The 15,736-nt window shown below is 59.8% G+C and carries 15 protein-coding genes; 4 read left to right on the top strand and 11 right to left on the bottom strand.

Annotated elements, in window-relative coordinates; all coding sequences use genetic code 11:
* Positions 1–117: 117 nt before the first annotated feature.
* On the top strand, positions 118–630 hold the full coding sequence (locus tag HNS03_RS00205) for a MarR family winged helix-turn-helix transcriptional regulator (protein ID WP_367192179.1): 513 nt from the start codon (positions 118–120) through the stop codon (positions 628–630).
* Positions 631–737: 107 nt separating this feature from the next.
* Here the strand turns inward: HNS03_RS00205 and HNS03_RS00200 are convergent, their stop codons facing one another.
* The 8 genes from HNS03_RS00200 to HNS03_RS00165 form a co-directional block, all read right to left on the bottom strand.
* Positions 738–1,382 carry an isochorismatase family protein gene (locus HNS03_RS00200; RefSeq protein ID WP_367192177.1) on the bottom strand — a complete coding sequence of 215 codons (645 nt, stop codon included), beginning with the start codon at positions 1,380–1,382 and terminating at the stop codon, positions 738–740.
* 15 nt (positions 1,383–1,397) lie between these two features.
* Entirely contained in the window at positions 1,398–2,159 is a 762-nt protein-coding gene (locus HNS03_RS00195) for an SDR family NAD(P)-dependent oxidoreductase (RefSeq protein WP_367192175.1), read from the bottom strand.
* 11 nt (positions 2,160–2,170) lie between these two features.
* Positions 2,171–3,481, bottom strand: coding sequence for a TRAP transporter large permease subunit (locus HNS03_RS00190; protein ID WP_367192174.1), 1,311 nt, complete (start codon positions 3,479–3,481; stop codon positions 2,171–2,173).
* The gene (locus HNS03_RS00185; RefSeq protein ID WP_367192173.1) at positions 3,474–3,995 is read right to left on the bottom strand and encodes a TRAP transporter small permease; all 522 of its coding nucleotides are present in this window, start codon (positions 3,993–3,995) and stop codon (positions 3,474–3,476) included. The genes HNS03_RS00190 and HNS03_RS00185 overlap by 8 nt, the downstream gene beginning before the upstream one ends.
* A 61-nt stretch (positions 3,996–4,056) precedes the next feature.
* Entirely contained in the window at positions 4,057–5,034 is a 978-nt protein-coding gene (gene dctP, locus HNS03_RS00180) for a TRAP transporter substrate-binding protein DctP (protein ID WP_367192172.1), read from the bottom strand.
* 69 nt (positions 5,035–5,103) lie between these two features.
* Positions 5,104–6,567 (bottom strand): hypothetical protein, encoded by a 1,464-nt coding sequence (locus tag HNS03_RS00175; protein ID WP_367192171.1) that lies wholly within the window; start codon positions 6,565–6,567, stop codon positions 5,104–5,106.
* Positions 6,568–6,583: 16 nt separating this feature from the next.
* The gene (locus tag HNS03_RS00170; protein ID WP_367192169.1) at positions 6,584–7,954 is read right to left on the bottom strand and encodes an acetyl/propionyl/methylcrotonyl-CoA carboxylase subunit alpha; all 1,371 of its coding nucleotides are present in this window, start codon (positions 7,952–7,954) and stop codon (positions 6,584–6,586) included.
* Complete coding sequence (locus tag HNS03_RS00165) at positions 7,951–8,478, bottom strand: acetyl-CoA carboxylase biotin carboxyl carrier protein subunit (RefSeq protein ID WP_367192167.1); 528 nt, start codon at positions 8,476–8,478, stop codon at positions 7,951–7,953. The genes HNS03_RS00170 and HNS03_RS00165 overlap by 4 nt, the downstream gene beginning before the upstream one ends.
* Before the next feature lie 790 nt (positions 8,479–9,268).
* On the opposite strand from HNS03_RS00165, the gene HNS03_RS00160 reads away from it, so the two are divergent.
* The 3 genes from HNS03_RS00160 (at position 9,269) to HNS03_RS00150 (ending at position 13,279) form a co-directional block, all read left to right on the top strand.
* Positions 9,269–10,258, top strand: coding sequence for a TAXI family TRAP transporter solute-binding subunit (locus tag HNS03_RS00160; RefSeq protein WP_367192165.1), 990 nt, complete (start codon positions 9,269–9,271; stop codon positions 10,256–10,258).
* Between the two features lie 78 nt (positions 10,259–10,336).
* The gene (locus tag HNS03_RS00155; protein ID WP_367192164.1) at positions 10,337–12,289 is read left to right on the top strand and encodes a TRAP transporter permease; all 1,953 of its coding nucleotides are present in this window, start codon (positions 10,337–10,339) and stop codon (positions 12,287–12,289) included.
* Between the two features lie 84 nt (positions 12,290–12,373).
* Complete coding sequence (locus HNS03_RS00150; RefSeq protein WP_367192162.1) at positions 12,374–13,279, top strand: EamA family transporter; 906 nt, start codon at positions 12,374–12,376, stop codon at positions 13,277–13,279.
* Here the strand turns inward: HNS03_RS00150 and HNS03_RS00145 are convergent.
* The 3 genes from HNS03_RS00145 to HNS03_RS00135 all read right to left on the bottom strand — a co-directional run bounded on the left by HNS03_RS00145 (position 13,276) and on the right by HNS03_RS00135 (position 15,707).
* A protein-coding gene (locus HNS03_RS00145) for an IS5 family transposase (protein ID WP_367192161.1) occupies positions 13,276–14,045 on the bottom strand; the annotation gives its coding sequence in 2 pieces (ribosomal slippage) (positions 13,276–13,731 and positions 13,734–14,045; 768 coding nt in all). The two genes, HNS03_RS00150 and HNS03_RS00145, sit on opposite strands and share 4 nt — an antisense overlap.
* Before the next feature lie 197 nt (positions 14,046–14,242).
* Positions 14,243–14,716 carry a MarR family winged helix-turn-helix transcriptional regulator gene (locus HNS03_RS00140; protein ID WP_367192159.1) on the bottom strand — a complete coding sequence of 158 codons (474 nt, stop codon included), beginning with the start codon at positions 14,714–14,716 and terminating at the stop codon, positions 14,243–14,245.
* Positions 14,717–14,768: 52 nt separating this feature from the next.
* The gene (locus HNS03_RS00135; protein ID WP_367192158.1) at positions 14,769–15,707 is read right to left on the bottom strand and encodes a DMT family transporter; all 939 of its coding nucleotides are present in this window, start codon (positions 15,705–15,707) and stop codon (positions 14,769–14,771) included.
* Positions 15,708–15,736: the final 29 nt, after the last annotated feature.

Raw genomic sequence — 15,736 nt, 5'->3', positions numbered from 1 at the left:
CTTCGATGCGCTCGTTTATGATTGGCCGCTCAAGGAAGGCAAGGCAAAGCGGGCATATGCGCGGCGGGGCATATCGTGTGGATACTCCACACCGCATGGCATCGATGTGGTCCGGCAATGGAGGCGACCCTGAGTCAAACCCGTAACAAAGGGAACCATCAAACCGATGCGCGAAGGAGGACGACGACAACCGGCTCAGCCGAGCGGGGGTTGGGTGCTTCCTTGCGTATGGCGCATCGCTTCTACACCAGACGACTTCAAGGACATCTCGCTAAACGTGGTCTCACGCTTGCCCAGTATTTGCATATGCGCGTCCTCTACGAGGAAGGCGCTCTCTATCAGACGGAAATCTCCTCGCTTCTCGGCATCGAAAAGGCATCGTCTACCAGTGTTCTCGACAATCTGGATCGGAGTGGGTTGATTGAACGAAGGCGTGATCCGAGCGACCGCAGACGCTTGGCAGTCAGTCTTTCCGAAAAAGGGCGTCTTCAGACAGTGGACCTCTTGCACTTTGCTCGAGAAGTTGCCCAGGATGCGATTTCCGGGGTGGACGACAGCGACCGCGAAGCTTTTTTTCGCGTTATCGATCGGATCGTTGCCAATCTCGCCCCTCTGCCTTCGGACGATTAGGCGGTGGTGACGATTTGGTGACCCTCCGCGTGGCCGTCTAAGCGCGCTCGCAATTCAGCGACAGTCATTAAGGTGTAGGGTCAAAATTGGCCCTTAAGGCGCGCGGCTCATGAGGCCTGTGCGTCGATGCGCCCGAAATAGTCCAGTATCTCTTCCGTCTCGATCACATCGGCATATTTCGCATTCAGATCATACAATGCCTGATCATGGGCATCTTTCCAGCGGTCCCCGACGGCATCGCGCGCGATGATCGGACGGAAACCGGATTGAATGGCATCGACGGCAGTCGCGCGCACGCAGCCGCTCGTCGTCATTCCAACGATGATCAGCGTGTCGCGCGCGGACGCGTTCAAGCGGCTGGAAAGATCGGTGCCGAAAAAGCAGGATGCGTACTTCTTCACGAGTACCGCTTCTTTGTTCTCGCGGCTCAGGCGCGGATCGAGTTCAACACCGTCCGATCCGGCAAGCAGGTCCGGATGGGTCCCGATTTTCTTCGCCCACAGCCCCGCGTCCGAGAAATCGGGATCGTCATAGGCGACGACCGTGAAGATGATGGGGATATCCGCCGTCCGCGCCGCCCCGGTGATGCGGTTGATTTGAGCAATCAGTTCGCTTGACCCTGTAGCCAGTGGTCGGTGCTCTTCGGTGAACGCCCGCGTGACGTCGATCACCAGCAGGAGCGGCCTCGCGCCGAAACCGAGCCGCCGCCCCCATGTCGAAGCGGTATCGCTGTCTGTGGTGGGTTTGCTCATGAGGTGGCCCTCCTGTCAGTTGAAAACGGCGCCGCCGTCGACGATCAGGTTCTGGCCCGTCATGAACCGGCTGTCCTCCGACATCAGGAAAGACACGACGCCGGCGAGGTCGTCTGGTACCTGAGCCCGCTTCAGCGAGCGCATGGCAATCAGCGCTTCGCGCTGAGCCGACGTCACGGTGGCGCGTTCGATGCCGGTTTCGGTCGCGCCGGGCAAGACGGCGTTGACCGTGATGTTCCAGGGGCCGAGCTCTCGGGCCATCGCGCGCGTCATCCCGACAACGCCGCCTTTTGAACCGACATAGTGCAGGTAGTCCTGACGTCCCATCGGCACGACGGACGAAGCGATATTGATAATGCGCCCCTGCTCGCGTTCGCGCATAGGACCGGCCGCGGCCTTGGAGCAGATGAAAACCCCGGTCATGTTGACGTCGACGACGCTCCGCCACTCGTCCAGCGGGATCTCGAAAAACGGCCGCATCTTCAGCGTGGAGAAGATCGAGGCATTGTTGACGAGACCCTCGATTGCACCGAACCGATCGAGCGCGAGCTCCACCATCCGGCCCGCCGAGCCTTCGTCGGTGACGTCGACCCCAATGGCGGCCGCCTCGTGGCCCTGCGCCGCAATGGCTTTGGCGACAGCGTCAGCTTTGTCGGATGCGATGTCGGCAACGACGACGGGATAGTGCTCTGCTGCCAGCCGTACGGCAAAGGCCTGACCGAGGCCCTGTCCCGCACCGGTCACGATGACGGCGCCTCTTTTCGGCGATGCGTTCATTGAGTGTCCCCTCAAATCAGGCTTGGAAGAAAGGTTACGATTCCCGGGAAAATCGCGAGCAGGACCATCCCGAGAATGAAGATGAAGACAAAGGGCCATGCGGCGGAGAACACCTCGGCCAGTCGCCCGTCCTCCCAGCCGCTTTTGAGGGCGAAGAGGGTATAGCCAAACGGCGGTGTCATGCCGCCGACGGTGATGTTGATGAGAAACAACAACCAGAACCAGAGCGGATCCACCCCGATATTGTTCAGAATCGGTATGTAGATCGGCACGACGATGAGCATCAGCGCGATCTGGTCGATGAACATGCATAGGATGAACGGCAATGCCATCAACAGGAAGATCATCAGCCATGGCGCGACATCCAGCCCGGCAACGAGCTGGGTCAGTGCCGTTGCGCCGCCGGTAAAGGCGAGAAGTTGAGAGAAGAGCTTCGAGGTGGCCATGATGATGAGGATCATCGCGGCGATCCTGGCCGAAGAGATGGTCGAGTCCTTGATCAGGGACAGGCTGAATCGTCGATAGATCGCCGCGGTGACGAGGGCGCCGAGAACGCCCATGGCACCCGCCTCGGTCGGCGTTGCGATGCCCATGAGGATGAGGCCGATAACGCTGATGATGACGATCGAGAACGGAATGAGTTGGACGAGCGCCATCACGACCTCGCCGACTGAGGGCTCCTTGCGGATGCCTTCGTCTGAAGGGGCCAATGACGGATCGAGCCGCACCCTAATAAACGTGTAGCCAAGGAAAAGGACGGCGAACATGAGGCCCGGTAGGATGCCCGCGATCAGCAACCCGGATATCGAAACACCGGCCAGCATCCCCACGATGATCGCCAGAATGCTGGGCGGAATCAGCGGCGCGAGGCTGGCGCCCGCCAGGATGTTGCCGATGGCCAGTTTGGAATCGTAGCCGCGCGCCACCATGGTCGGCAGCAACGATCGACTGAGCATGGCGGCGACGCCCATCGCGGCACCGGACAGCGTACTGAAAATCGTGGCGAGCAACACGGTCAGGACGTATTGCCGGCCGCGCACTTTGCCGACGATGGTGTCGATGGAATGAAACAGCACGTCGACCGCGTTCGAGCGGAACAGGATTTCACCCATCAGGATGAACATCGGAATCGTCACGAGCGAGTTCGTCGTGGTCGTGTCGAACATGCTGGCGATGAACATGCCGTAGCCCGACGGGCCAAGCATCAAGCCGACAGCGAGCAGGTTGACCGTCAAAAACGCAATGAAGACGGGGAGTCCGAGAAGCATCAGTCCGAGCAGAAGCCCTACACCGACGACAATGGCGGGAATGCCTTCAAGCACGGCCGGTCCCCGCTGCGTTGGTCGCGTGACGGAAGGTCAGACGGAAAAAGTAAAGACCGGCGTTGAGCATGCTTAAGGTGATAAGGGCCAGCATCGGCCATCGCGGCACGCGAACGGTTGTCAGCGTCATGGTGTTGCGCTCGAAAAGCCGAAGCGTCTCTTCAAGTCCGATGTAGGCGACGTACAGACAGGCGAGACCGCTAATGAAAAAGCCGAAGCGCAGGAGCTTGTCGCCGAGAGCTGGCGGGAGATAGTCCGGCAGAAGCGTTACAGCGACATTGCCTCCGTCACGGGTGAGCCAGGGCAAGACCGCGAAGACCGAGATCAGAAGAAGAAACGAGACGAAATCACTCGCCCAGACCGTCGGGGTGCCGATGAAATAGCGCATGATGATCTCATAGGCATAGATCACCACGATCGCCGCCAAAGCGATCGCACCAAGCCCTTGACCCGCAATGGATACCGCATCCTGAACGCGCAGGAGGGGCCTGAGAGAAGAGACAGCGTTCGACATGGATGAACCTCTTCGACAGGAGTGGGACGGAGCGCCATCGCGGTCCGTCCCACATCCTTCGCTATTGCCCGTCGTTGAGGCCGGCGTCCTCTGCGATCTTTCTGATTTCGGCGACCGCGTCGGGGCTTAGTCCGGCCGCCAGGTTCATGGCCCCGTCGTACCAGGTACTTCCGATGACCGAGCTGTACTCATCGCTGAGCTCGGTAACCGACATGCCTTCCGCCGCAAGCGTCTCTTCTTCTTCCGCGACGACAGCGTCGAAGAGCTCAATCGCTTCGTCCTCGAACTCCCGCGCAACCCGCGTGATGAGCTCCTTGGTCTCGTCGTCCAGCGAATTCCAACGTTCGAGATTCATGAAGACGGGATGTCCGACCTGCCCGAATGTCGGCCGCATCAGATAGTCCGCGACTTCAAACCAGCGGAAGCCTGCGGCGCCAACGGTCGGCCAGGCTGCGCCATCCACAACGCCGCGCTCAAGCGCGGAATAGATCTCGTTGCCCGGCAGCACGACCGGCGAGCCTCCGAGTTCTTCGATGAGCGGATGGTAGATCGGGGTGCCGCGGACACGCCGGCCTTCAAGGGCGTTGTCTGTGACGGGCTCGCGCAGAATGATGTTATACCCGTTCATGTCATAGAGAACGGCGATCAGCTTCAGCCCGAGTTCCTGATAGCGCTCATCGATATAGTCCCACATGCCGGACTCGTGCACTTCGGCCGGTGTGGCGCTGACGGCATCGAATGTCATACCGGCAGCGGTCTGGTTGGCGTGGTAAGCGCCGTTCGTGAACAGCATGTCGAACAGGCCACGCGAGACGGGATCCAGCTGCTCGAACGGTGGAATGGTCTCCGGACCCGAGCGAGATGTCGTGATCTCGCCGTTGGATTCCTCCGAAAGCCGCTCGAGAAAGGGATCCAGCACGCGGGGAACGGGTGCGTAGGTCGTGTCCCAACTGCTGAGCACCCGAAAGTCTTCGGCCAGAGCCGGCTGTGCCACCAGAATGGCCGTGGACAGCAGTAACCCGGACATCAGAGTCTTCATCGTGGTTTCCTCCTCCTCATGAAATTCGTGACACCGTCACTCTCTTTGTTCCGCGAACAGCCCGGCGCCTTATGCCCTGTTGCGGGCAAGGGCTATGCGCGTGTTTCCTTTGACGAACGTGACAGTTGCTTTGTCGCGGATGCTCGTCAGATTGCGGACCAACTCGACAAGCGAATTGCCGGCGAGCGCTTCCTCTTTCGGCTCAGGCGCGTTTCGCGCGATTTTTGGCGCTTCTTCATCGACATAGACGCGCAGGATAAGATCCTCGTCGCTCAGGCTCTCGCCATAGTGCCGACGGACTTCGTCCAGGCTCGGCTGGGCGTACTCCACGGCAGCCAATTCCTTGGCGCGTGCGCGGTCGAGAATGCGGTCCCGGGCATCGGCGTCCATATGCTCCAATGCTTCGCGACCCCAGTGCCCCAGCGCGTATTGAATGGTTTCGTCCGTCACCTGGCCGTAGCGGGATCCGGTCATGACGTTGACCGCCGCTTGAGTCCCGACAAATTGGGATAGCGGTGTGACCATGATCGGATAGCCGAAATCGCGGCGAACATTGGCGGCCTCCTCGAGAACCTCGGGGAGTCGGTGTTCCTGTTTTACCTTGGCCAGCTGGTAATACAGGTTGGAAATCATGCCGCCGGGGACCTGGTGGCTGTAAAGGTGCTCCTCGTACTCGACCGGATGCCCGATCGAGAAACCGTCGCGGTCTGCCACACCGGTCAAGAACTCGGATGCTTCGCGCAGGGGGGCTTCGTCGATCCCTGGATCAAAGCCCAGTTCGCGGGCATTCGCGACGACATTGAAGACGGATGGCTGGGAGGAGCCATTCGCGAGGGGCGGGAGAGCTGAGTGCACGTGCGTTAGCCCGTGCTGCAAAACCTTGACCACATTGTAGGGGCCTAGCCCGTTGTTGCAGTGGCAATGGAATTCGATCGGAATGCCGCCGGCAGCTTCCTTGATTTGCGGCAAGAGCGTATCGATGCGGTCCGGCGTCAGGAGTCCGCCGACGTCCTTCAAACACAGCCGGTAGGGCTTGAGCGCTGCCGCCTTACGCACCCGCGCGATGAAATACTCATCGGTATGGCGTGGCGAAACCGAGTAGATGAGGTTGACGACGGACTCCATGCCCATCTTTCGAAGCTCGTCGTGCTCCTCACGCATGCCGTCGAAGTCGTTCCAGGGATCGGATACCCTGGCGACGGAGATGCCGGTGTCGATAACGAGCTTGACGAGCAGCTTGGCGACGGATTCGGGAATTTTCCCAAGGCCGCTGCGATATCCGGCGTGAAGGCGCAACGGTGTCTGTGACGTCTTTTGTGTGCCCAGACGCAGCCACTGAAACGGGTCCTCGCCCAGGTCGCGGATCATCTTCTTGATCTGCACAACCGGCACGTAGAACTCCATCGCCTCGAAGCCGGCCCGGTCCAGCCGGTCGAGTGCGGCCAGCATCGTGCCGGTGCGCATATTCATGGCCCAGAGGCTCTGTTGGCCGTCCCGCAATGTCGTGTCTATGATCGAAAGGCTTTTCGACATTGGTTTCCTCCCCTGGTCATGCCGCATCGGCGGCAAAACCGGGCGCGATCGCCTCGAGCCACCGTGTATTGAAATGCCCCTCCCGAAAGTCCGGCTTGTCGAAGACATAGCTGAGGAAGGGGAGGGTGGTTTCCGGCCCTTCGATCTCGAAAGTCGCAAGGGCTTCGCTCATGCGTTCCACGGCAGCCGGCCGGTCTTGGCCGCGGACGATGAGCTTCCCCAGAAGAGAGTCGTAATAGGGGGAAATCACCCAGCCTTCGAACGCATGGGTGTCGAGCCGGATATGATCCCCGGTCGGTGGCCGCCAGCGCATGACGCGCCCGGGCGAGGGGTTGAAACCGCGGGCCGGGGCTTCGGCATTGATGCGGCATTCGATGACGTGCCCGCCGAGCGCCACATCCTCCTGCTTTACCGACAGTGGCAGGCCCGCGGCGATGCGAAGTTGCTCCGCCACGATGTCGACGCCGGTCAGCATTTCCGTCACCGGATGCTCAACCTGAATCCGGGTGTTCATCTCAAGGAAATAGAAAGAGCCGCGATCGAGATCGACGATGAATTCGACCGTTCCCGCGCTCACATATCCGATCTTCTGCGTCAGTCGGACGGCCGCCGCATGAATTTCGGCGCGCAGGTCGTCGGCGAGACCGACCGAGGGCGCTTCCTCCACCATTTTCTGATAGCGGCGCTGGAGCGAGCAATCGCGCTCTGCCAGATGAACGACGTTGCCTTGAATGTCGGCGAGGATCTGCACTTCGACGTGGCGAGCGTTCTCGATATATCGCTCCATGAAGAGCGCGCGATCGCCAAAGGCCGCTTGGGCCTCTGCCGCGGCCTGCTCGAAGGCTCCGCGCAATTCGGCTCGGTCTCTGACGATGCGGATTCCGCGTCCTCCGCCTCCGGCGGCCGCCTTGAACAGCAGCGGCATTCCGATATCGTCAGCAATCGCTTCGGCATGCGAGAAGTCGTTGATCCGCACCGAGCCGGCCGCCAGCGGAATATCATAGGCTTGCGCCAGACGGCGCGCTTCGAGCTTGTTGCCCATCGATTTGACGTTCTCCGGCGTGGGGCCGACGAACGTCAGGTCGTTGTCTCCGCATAGCTCGGCGAAAGAGGCATTTTCCGCAAGGAAGCCGTAGCCCGGATGGAGCGCGTCGCACCCGGTGCCGAGTGCGGCCGAGATCAACCGCCCCTGGCTCAGGTAGCTGGCAGCGGTGGGGCCAGGACCGATGCACACCGCACGGTCGGCAATCTGAGCGGCAAGACTGCCCCGATCGGGCTCGGAAAAGCCGACGACAGCTTCGATACCGAGCGAATGGCACGCTTTAACGATCCGGACGGCGATCTCGCCTCTGTTAGCCACAAAGACGCGATTCAGCATCGTCCTCATGTCTTCTCTCGAACGAGAAATAGGGCCTGGCCGTGCTCGACAAAGGCGGAGTCATCGACCAGCCGCTTGACGACGGTCCCGGCAACGCCCGCTTTGACGCCATTGAACACCTTCATGACTTCGACCAGGCCGACCGTGGTGTCCGCATCGATGTCGTCACCCTCTTCGATAAAGGGTTTTGCGCCGGGTTCGGGGGCGACGTAGAAGAGTCCGACGATCGGGGCTTTGATCTCGACGAGACCGGCCTCGTTGCCGCTGTTGACATCGGTGTCCGATGACGACGCTGGTCCAGGTGTTCGGACCGGTGCAGGCGCGGTCTCCACGGCGGAGGGCGCAGGAGTCGGGGTTGATGCCGGCGCAACGCTGGCAGGTTGCGTGGGCGCGCTCGCCGCGCCCGTCTTGCTCACCGATAAATGCAAGTCTCCGACCTGCAGCTCGAAACTCTCGAAGATTGAATTTTCAACGAGGGCGAGAATCTGACGCACATCGTCGGTCGAGAGCTCGCTTCCCATGTAACGCACCATTATTCGTTTCTTCCAAGATGCTTGCCGATAGCTGATCAGTTCATTCGATTCAGGGCGGCGGCCGGTGTTCGCTGACCTTTCAAACCCCTTGAGAACCGGATCTCTCATGGTCGCAAAGAAATGTGCCGGGTCGCACGGACGCGGTGTCGAAGGGGTGGAGAACTTTCGGCCCCTCGTTCGAAAAACATAGATTGATCAACACGTGTCGGACACGGGATTGCCGACGACGTGCGCGCTCGCGATCAAGCGCATGCCTGCAAGTAAGCTTGTTGGCACCGGCAAATGTCCCTCCCTTTCCCATGCGGCACTCGCCTAGACGAGCCGACGAAATCGCTCCCCGGATCTCGTCGGTATGTCCGATCATGGATGTGCGCTGTGCGCGCAACGTGTACGCTTAGTGAAGAGCGTATGAGCGAAGCGAGTCAACTGTCAATCATTAGTCTTCTTAGAAATTATTCGTCTATCCGACCTTGGCTGAGTGCCTCACCTCATCGATGGTCCGCACGGCCTCGGATCCAATTGGTCAAAGCCCGCGCCATGGGAATCAGGCGCGTCGGCAGGTCGCTCCGACGAGGTACGCCCGCTCAGAGAGGATGACGGGAAGCGCTGCGGCTGTTGGCGAATGCCGGCAGCAAGACCGCCCGTTGTTCGATTTTCCAGAAAGCCGCGACGCGTCTCAAATGCAGCGATATTCGCCTTTTCAGCGAAAAATGGGCCGTGATTGACAACCTTGGCTTGGGCCGCTATCGCTCTTTACTAAGTAATCTAATTATATCTCAGGGAGGGATCTATGAAGAAATGCGTTTCGGCGATGGTTCTTGGCGGGATGATGGTCGCCGCAAGTGCCATTCAGCCTGCATCGGCTCAAACCTATAATCTCACGCTTTGCGGCGCGAGCCCGGGCGGTCTTTGGAGCTTGTTGGGCGCGGGTATCGATGCCGCCGTAAAGGCATCGTTTCCCGGCTCCACGGTGACCTATCAGACTTCGGGTGGGGGGCTTGCCAACGTCAAGTTGCTCGACGAGGGAAATTGCGACCTCGCCATCATTCACGACGCGGAAGCCAAGGCGGCCATCGGCGGGCTTGAGCCCTTCAACGGAGTGATCGATAGCATGGCGACCGTTGCTCAGCTCTACACCTGGGCACCGATGCAGGCGATCGTGAATGCGGACTACGCGGCAGAGCATAGGCTGACCAAGCTCGAGGACATCGCCGAGCAAGAGCTGCCCATTCAGATCGCGCTCAACAGGCGCGGCAATGTCGTCAGTGCGGTCGGTGAATCGATGCTGAACGCGGTGGGCGCGAGCCCGGAGCAGATCGAGTCCTGGGGCGGCCAAGTGACCTACGCCGCGTCCAGCGAGCAGGGCGACCTCATGCGGGACCGCCGCGTGGACATGATCCTGAACTCACTTTTCGTCAATCACAGCTCGATCCGTGAACTGGCGTCGGCGATCGACGTGACGTTGCTTCCGATTACCAAAGAGACGGCTCAGAAGGTCATCGACGAGTGGGATATTCAAGAATTCACCATCCCCTCCGACGCCTATGAATGGAATGACGACGATACCCTCACCGTCACTGTTTCGGCACAACTGTTCGTGCGCAAGGATGCCGACGAGCAGATGGTCCGCGACATCACCACGGCGTTGACCGAGAATTTCGAGGAGTTGCGGCGTGTCCACAACGCGATGTCACCATTGGACGTTGAGTTGATGGCGGGTGCATCCACCGTTGATTACCATCCGGCGGCGCAAGAGGTGTACGAGCAAGCCGGCAATTGATCGTGCGAACAGCACATGGATGCGAAGGCGTGGGGTGCTCCCGCGCCTTCGTTTTTGTGAGCGGGATCGGAAATAATGTTGAAATTCTTCTTTGACACGGGCACGCGCCGCAGTCCCGAAGGATGGGCCGGCCATGTGATCAAGGCCTATGCGGCGTTCACTGCATTGTGGGTTGTCTATGCGGCTGCCTTCTCCCGTGAAGACACGCTGACACTGACCATGACGTTCCTGGCGCTCATGCTGGTGTTGACATTCCTCCTCATCGGACCATCCGCCAACTCCGACCGTGTGCGCATCCTGTTATTCGATTGGGTCGCCGCCGCCCTGTCTTTGGTGTGCGGATTCTATTTTGTCTCGCAGGCGGAAACGATCGCTCGCCGCATCACGCTGCTGGATCCCTTAAGCACCTATGATATCGCCTTTGCGTCGCTGCTTCTTCTGCTGACGATCGAGGCGATGCGTCGAACGGTCGGTATGGGGTTGACCACGATCGTGTTGCTTTTCCTCGCCTACAACCTCTTCGGTCATCACATCGGAGGTGTGCTTGGCCATGGCGAGATTTCCTACGCGCACTTCCTCGACATCATTGTTTTCACGACGGATGGCCTGTTCGGCGTGCCGCTTCGGGTGGCCGCCACCTATGCATTTCTCTTCGTCTTGTTCGGAACGGCGCTCGCAAAGTGTGGCGGCGCGAAGTTTTTCTACGATCTGGCTGCCTATCTGACCGGTTCCTCGCCGGGCGGTCCTGCCAAGATTGCGGTCGTTTCGTCGGGCCTCTACGGGACCATCTCCGGAAGTCCAACGTCAGACGTCGTGACTACGGGCAGTATTACGATCCCGATGATGAAGCAAATGGGCTATCGCTCGACTTTTGCCGCCGCGGTCGAAGTTGCGGCATCTTCGGGGGGGAGCCTGTTGCCGCCCGTCATGGGCGCTGCGGCCTTCATCATGGCCGAATACACCGGGATCGATTATGTCCAAATCGCGATCGCGGCGCTCATTCCGGCCCTTCTCTATTATTTTCCGATCTATCTTCAGGTGCATTTTCGCGCGCTGAAAGAAGGTCTTGCCGGTGTCGATCGGTCGGCGGTTCCGCCTCTGTCCAACGTTCTGCGGGAAGGGGGGCTGTTCGTCGTTCCGTTGGCGGTGATCAGTTGGGCTCTACTTGACGGTTACACGCCGACGTACAGTGCAGTCTACGGCATCGTCGCCGTCCTCGCCGTGTCGATGGTGAGAAAGAGCACGCGCCTCACACCCCGTGCGATCTACGAGGTTCTGTCGGAAACCAGCGTGCGGATGGTTGCGGTAGCCGGCGCCTGTGCGGCTGCGGGATTGGTGATCGGAGGTATCACCATGACCGGCCTGGCGTCCAAATTCTCGACCCTCGTTTTTCTCGTGTCGGGCGCCAACCTGTTCCTCTCTCTGGTGATTGCGGCCGTTTTGACGACACTGCTCGGTATGGGGATGCCCACACCCAGCGCCTACATTCTGGCCGCGGTTCTGATCTCGCCGGTGATGCAGCAACTGGGGATCGATCAGATGGCAGGGCATCTGTTCATACTCTACTATGCGGTCATGTCCGCCCTGACACCACCCGTCGCCGTAGCCGCCTATGCCGCGAGTGCGATCGCCGATGAGAATCCACTCAAGATCGCAGCCCAGTCCGTCAAGATCGCGGTTGGTGCCTTCCTGATCCCATTTGCCTTTATCGCCTATCCGGGCCTGTTGCTCCAGGGCAATGTCGGCCAGATCCTGTTCGCAGTCGGCAGTGCGCTCGTCGGACTCTTCTGCATCGCTGTGGCCGTTGAGGGGTACCTGCGGTCGATCGTAAGCCGCGGCCCGCGGCTCCTTTTGTTTGCCGGCGGCATGCTGGTCTTGTTCGGTGGCTATATTGTTTCGGCTGCCGCCTTGGCTTGTATCGCCGGGGGGGTCGTCTGGCATCGATATGGTCTGCGCAGCGAACGGGAAAAGCCGTCGACCACTTCTCATTCGGAGGAGGGCTCCAGTCTTGCCGACAAGTCACCCCAATAGCGCGTCGCAAAGGCGTTTGCGCTGGCGGCGATCTTTGCTTCCACACCCATTTGAATCAGGGGATTCGCCCGGCCGGTTCGTTCATTGATCGGGCCGCTCTTTGCGTTGCTGTCGGCGCTTTGTTTTGCGACCGCCAGCGCGTCCATCGCCAAAGGGGCCGGACAGACCAGCGGTGACAACGGCGCATTTCTCTCCGTTGTCATGACGTTGATCGTGGCCGGAACGCTCTGGCTCTTGCTGGGAAATCCGCTGGGATCCTTCGACCGGGCGCTGGCGATCGGCGCAGTCTATTTTGCGCTGAGCGGGGTTCTTTCGACGGTCGTGGGGCGCCTCACTCTATTCCGGTCCGTCGAATTGGCCGGAGCTATTCAGGCCAGTCTTTTTCGACGTTTGACCCCTCTTTTTGGCGCGGTTTTCGCCTTCGTCATTCTCGGGGAGACCGTGGGTTATCTCGGTGTGGCCGGGATGGCGGTCGTCCTGGCGAGCCTCTTCTTGGTCATCGCGATCAAGGCCGAGGCCAACCCATTCGAAATACGCGGTGACGATGTCGCCACCACCCACAGAGGCCAGGTCTTTGGGACGCTTTCGGCGGGGTCCTACGGTGCATCGTACGTCGCGCGTAAGCTCGGCATGATGTACGTGCCGGATCCCACGCTGGGTACCTTCGTCGGCGCCTTGTCTGGGCTTCTGTTCTACGGCATCGCGATGCCCGTTAACCGCCGCTTTCGCGCCGCCATTTGCGGCGTGTTCCGCAACACGGGCCGATGGCAGCTGCTTGCGGCGGCGCTGATCTCATTTGGCCAGGTCGCGCAATTTTTTGCGCTTATTAATACCGGCGTAGCCGTTGTGGCAATTATCGGATCTTTGGAAGTTTTTCTCAGTATCTACGTTGCGGCTTACATTTTTAAGTCGGAGCCACCACCCGGGATCCGCGTCGTTGTTGCATCGACGGTTGCGACCATCGGCGTCATTTTGTTTGCTCTCGACTAGGTGACCGCCTCATAACTCCGCAACCAGATGCGGATCGAAGCGAGCTGGGCGGAAGCGAGGAAATTGTCGTCGCGCTTATCGTATCGGGTGGCTGCGGCCCTGAAGTGTTTGAGTTTATTGAAGAACCGCTCGACGGCGTTGCGTTGGCGGTAGACCCATGCGCTGAACGGGAAGGTTTTGACGCGGTTCGGCATGGCTCGGATGTTGGCCCATGCGCCGCGCTTTGCCATCGCGGCGCGGAGCGTGTCGCCGTCATAAGCGCGGTCGGCGAGCAGGATATGCCCGGCCTCGACGGTCTCGAACATGTCGGAGGCCGAGCGTCCGTCATGGGCCTGGCCCTCGGTCAGCTTGAGGCGGATCGGCCGGCCTTCGGCATCAACGAGGGCATGGATTTTGGTGATCTGGCCGCCGCGCGAACGCCCCATGCAACGGGATCGCTCATCTTTTTTTGACCGTTGGCGGCGTGCTGGTGGACGCGGATCGAGGAGGAGTCAATCATTTGCACGTCACCATCGTAAGCGGCTGATACGGCTTCGAGAATGCGCGCCCAGTAGCCGGCTCTGCGCCACCGGTTGAAGCGGTTCACGCACGTCGTGTGCGGACCGTAGCGCGCCGGAATGTCGGCCCAGGGAGCCCCCGTGCGCAACCGCCAGAAGATGCCGTTCAGGACCTTTCGGTCATCGGCGCGCAGCACCCCGCGCACCTTCGTAGGAAGCAACGGCTGGATCACCGACCACTCGAAATCCGTCAGATCGAAACGCCCCATCTCAGCCTCCTGTCGATTGCAGGAAGGGAAGCACAGCCGCTGATTGGGAATCGCGTTTATGGGTATGTGACCTAGAGCAATTTCTGGAAAAGTGGGAACCGGTTTTCCGTCCGAAATTGCACGAAAAACAGAGGGTTAGAGCTGTTTGGCGCTTCAACGAAAAGCGGAAAAGGCTGACGACGTCGTCTCGGCCTTGATCAGCCGATGTTGAGCCGTTGCACCAAATTGGTTTGAATTAGGCCAAGCAACCGAAGCAGCTCGTCGCGCTCTGTCTCGTCCATCGTGCAGGCCGCGTCATCGACAACCTCGCGGGCAAGCGGAAGAAGTTCCGTTCGCATCGACCGACCCTTCGGTGTCAAATAGACATTGATCTTGCGCCGGTCGCGCTCTTGCCGCTCTCTCCGGATGAAGCCGCTTCGTTCCATGGCGCGTATCGCTGTCAGCGTGGTCGGCTCCATCGTCCCGACGCGTTGGGAGAGCTCGCGCTGGGTGAGGCCATCCTCGTCCCACAGGACACGCAGAAAATACCACATGCCCAGAGAGACCCCATAAGGCTCGATCTTGACTTGCAGATAGCGTTGAAACAGCCGATGTGTCGTCCGGATCTGGTAACCAATGCTTGTCTCGAGCGGCAGAATCTCGAAATCGGCTGTTTCGTCGATCACTGTCATTGTCAACCTTGCTCCGCCACGCGCGATCTCAAATCGGGAACCCTACGTCAATTCAGTTGGTTTGTTGGCGGGGCTGGCCGGCAAAGGGCCGTGTAACGGTCGCTATCCCCACGAAAATGCACGATATACCAACCAAATGATACCATCGAAAGGCCTCGCCGAGCGCGACGACGGCCAAAAAAGTGCTGAAGATGGGCATCAGATACATGAACAGCCCCGTCGTTCCCGGACCGAGCGCCGAAACCGCACGATTCCAAAAAATGTAGGCGAGCAATGAGGCGAACAGGCCAAAATAGACGAGCGCGATGATGGCGGGGGCCGTCACTTGGAATGTGCCTCGGACGGGGATTTCGATCGCAAGCAGTGGCAGGTGTGCCACAAGACCAAAAAGAATTGTTGCCGACAGGAAGGCAAGAGGGGGCAGCTTTGTCGGCCGCCAGCGGATCAGCACCGTATAAAGAGCCCAAAATGTCAGCCCGATCAGCACAAAAATATCACCGCGGTTGAAATCGATCGCTAACAGCGTGTCCAAGTGGCCGCGGGTGATAATGAACAGCGCTCCGACGATGCAAACAGCAACCCCGCCGATCTGGGTTGGACGCAGGCGGTCACCGATGAATATGAGTGCGAAGATGAAGGTGGCGACGGGCATCAACGAGTTTATCAGGGCTGCGTTGACCACGGTCGTATATTGCAGTGCCGTATAGACAGCGCTGCTGAAAATCATCACACCGACAGTGCCAAGGAGCGCCAAAAACGGCAGTTCGTGCCGTATCTGATCACGGTTCTGCCAGAAGGCTCCCGCGGAAAAGGGGAACAATATCGCGAACGCGATGACCCACCGCCAGAAGGACATCTGGATCGGAGGAATCTCCTCGTGGAGCATCCGGGCCACGAGGAAATTGCCGGCCCAGAAGAGCGGCGGGAAGAGCGCAAATATGTAGGCCGCAGACTTGGTCTGCGGCCCATCTTTCCGAAAGCGATCTAGCATGGTTATGCCGGATTGATCCTCATCTTATG

It is taken from the genome of Amorphus sp. 3PC139-8, from assembly GCF_040750475.1.
Lineage (GTDB): Bacteria > Pseudomonadota > Alphaproteobacteria > Rhizobiales > Amorphaceae > Amorphus.
Note: the sequence above shows the minus strand (reverse complement) of the source record. Positions and strands in the feature narration are given on the sequence as shown.

Bases quoted from the DNA above. Each gene is read 5' to 3' on its own strand.
- HNS03_RS00205 (WP_367192179.1), top strand. From the start codon at position 118: ATGGAGGCGACCCTGAGTCAAACCCGTAACAAAGGGAACCATCAAACC.
- HNS03_RS00200 (WP_367192177.1), bottom strand. From the start codon at position 1,382: ATGAGCAAACCCACCACAGACAGCGATACCGCTTCGACATGGGGGCGG.
- HNS03_RS00195 (WP_367192175.1), bottom strand. From the start codon at position 2,159: ATGAACGCATCGCCGAAAAGAGGCGCCGTCATCGTGACCGGTGCGGGA.
- HNS03_RS00185 (WP_367192173.1), bottom strand. From the start codon at position 3,995: ATGTCGAACGCTGTCTCTTCTCTCAGGCCCCTCCTGCGCGTTCAGGAT.
- dctP (WP_367192172.1), bottom strand. From the start codon at position 5,034: ATGAAGACTCTGATGTCCGGGTTACTGCTGTCCACGGCCATTCTGGTG.
- HNS03_RS00175 (WP_367192171.1), bottom strand. From the start codon at position 6,567: ATGTCGAAAAGCCTTTCGATCATAGACACGACATTGCGGGACGGCCAA.
- HNS03_RS00170 (WP_367192169.1), bottom strand. From the start codon at position 7,954: ATGAGGACGATGCTGAATCGCGTCTTTGTGGCTAACAGAGGCGAGATC.
- HNS03_RS00165 (WP_367192167.1), bottom strand. From the start codon at position 8,478: ATGGTGCGTTACATGGGAAGCGAGCTCTCGACCGACGATGTGCGTCAG.
- HNS03_RS00160 (WP_367192165.1), top strand. From the start codon at position 9,269: ATGAAGAAATGCGTTTCGGCGATGGTTCTTGGCGGGATGATGGTCGCC.
- HNS03_RS00140 (WP_367192159.1), bottom strand. From the start codon at position 14,716: ATGACAGTGATCGACGAAACAGCCGATTTCGAGATTCTGCCGCTCGAG.
- HNS03_RS00135 (WP_367192158.1), bottom strand. From the start codon at position 15,707: ATGCTAGATCGCTTTCGGAAAGATGGGCCGCAGACCAAGTCTGCGGCC.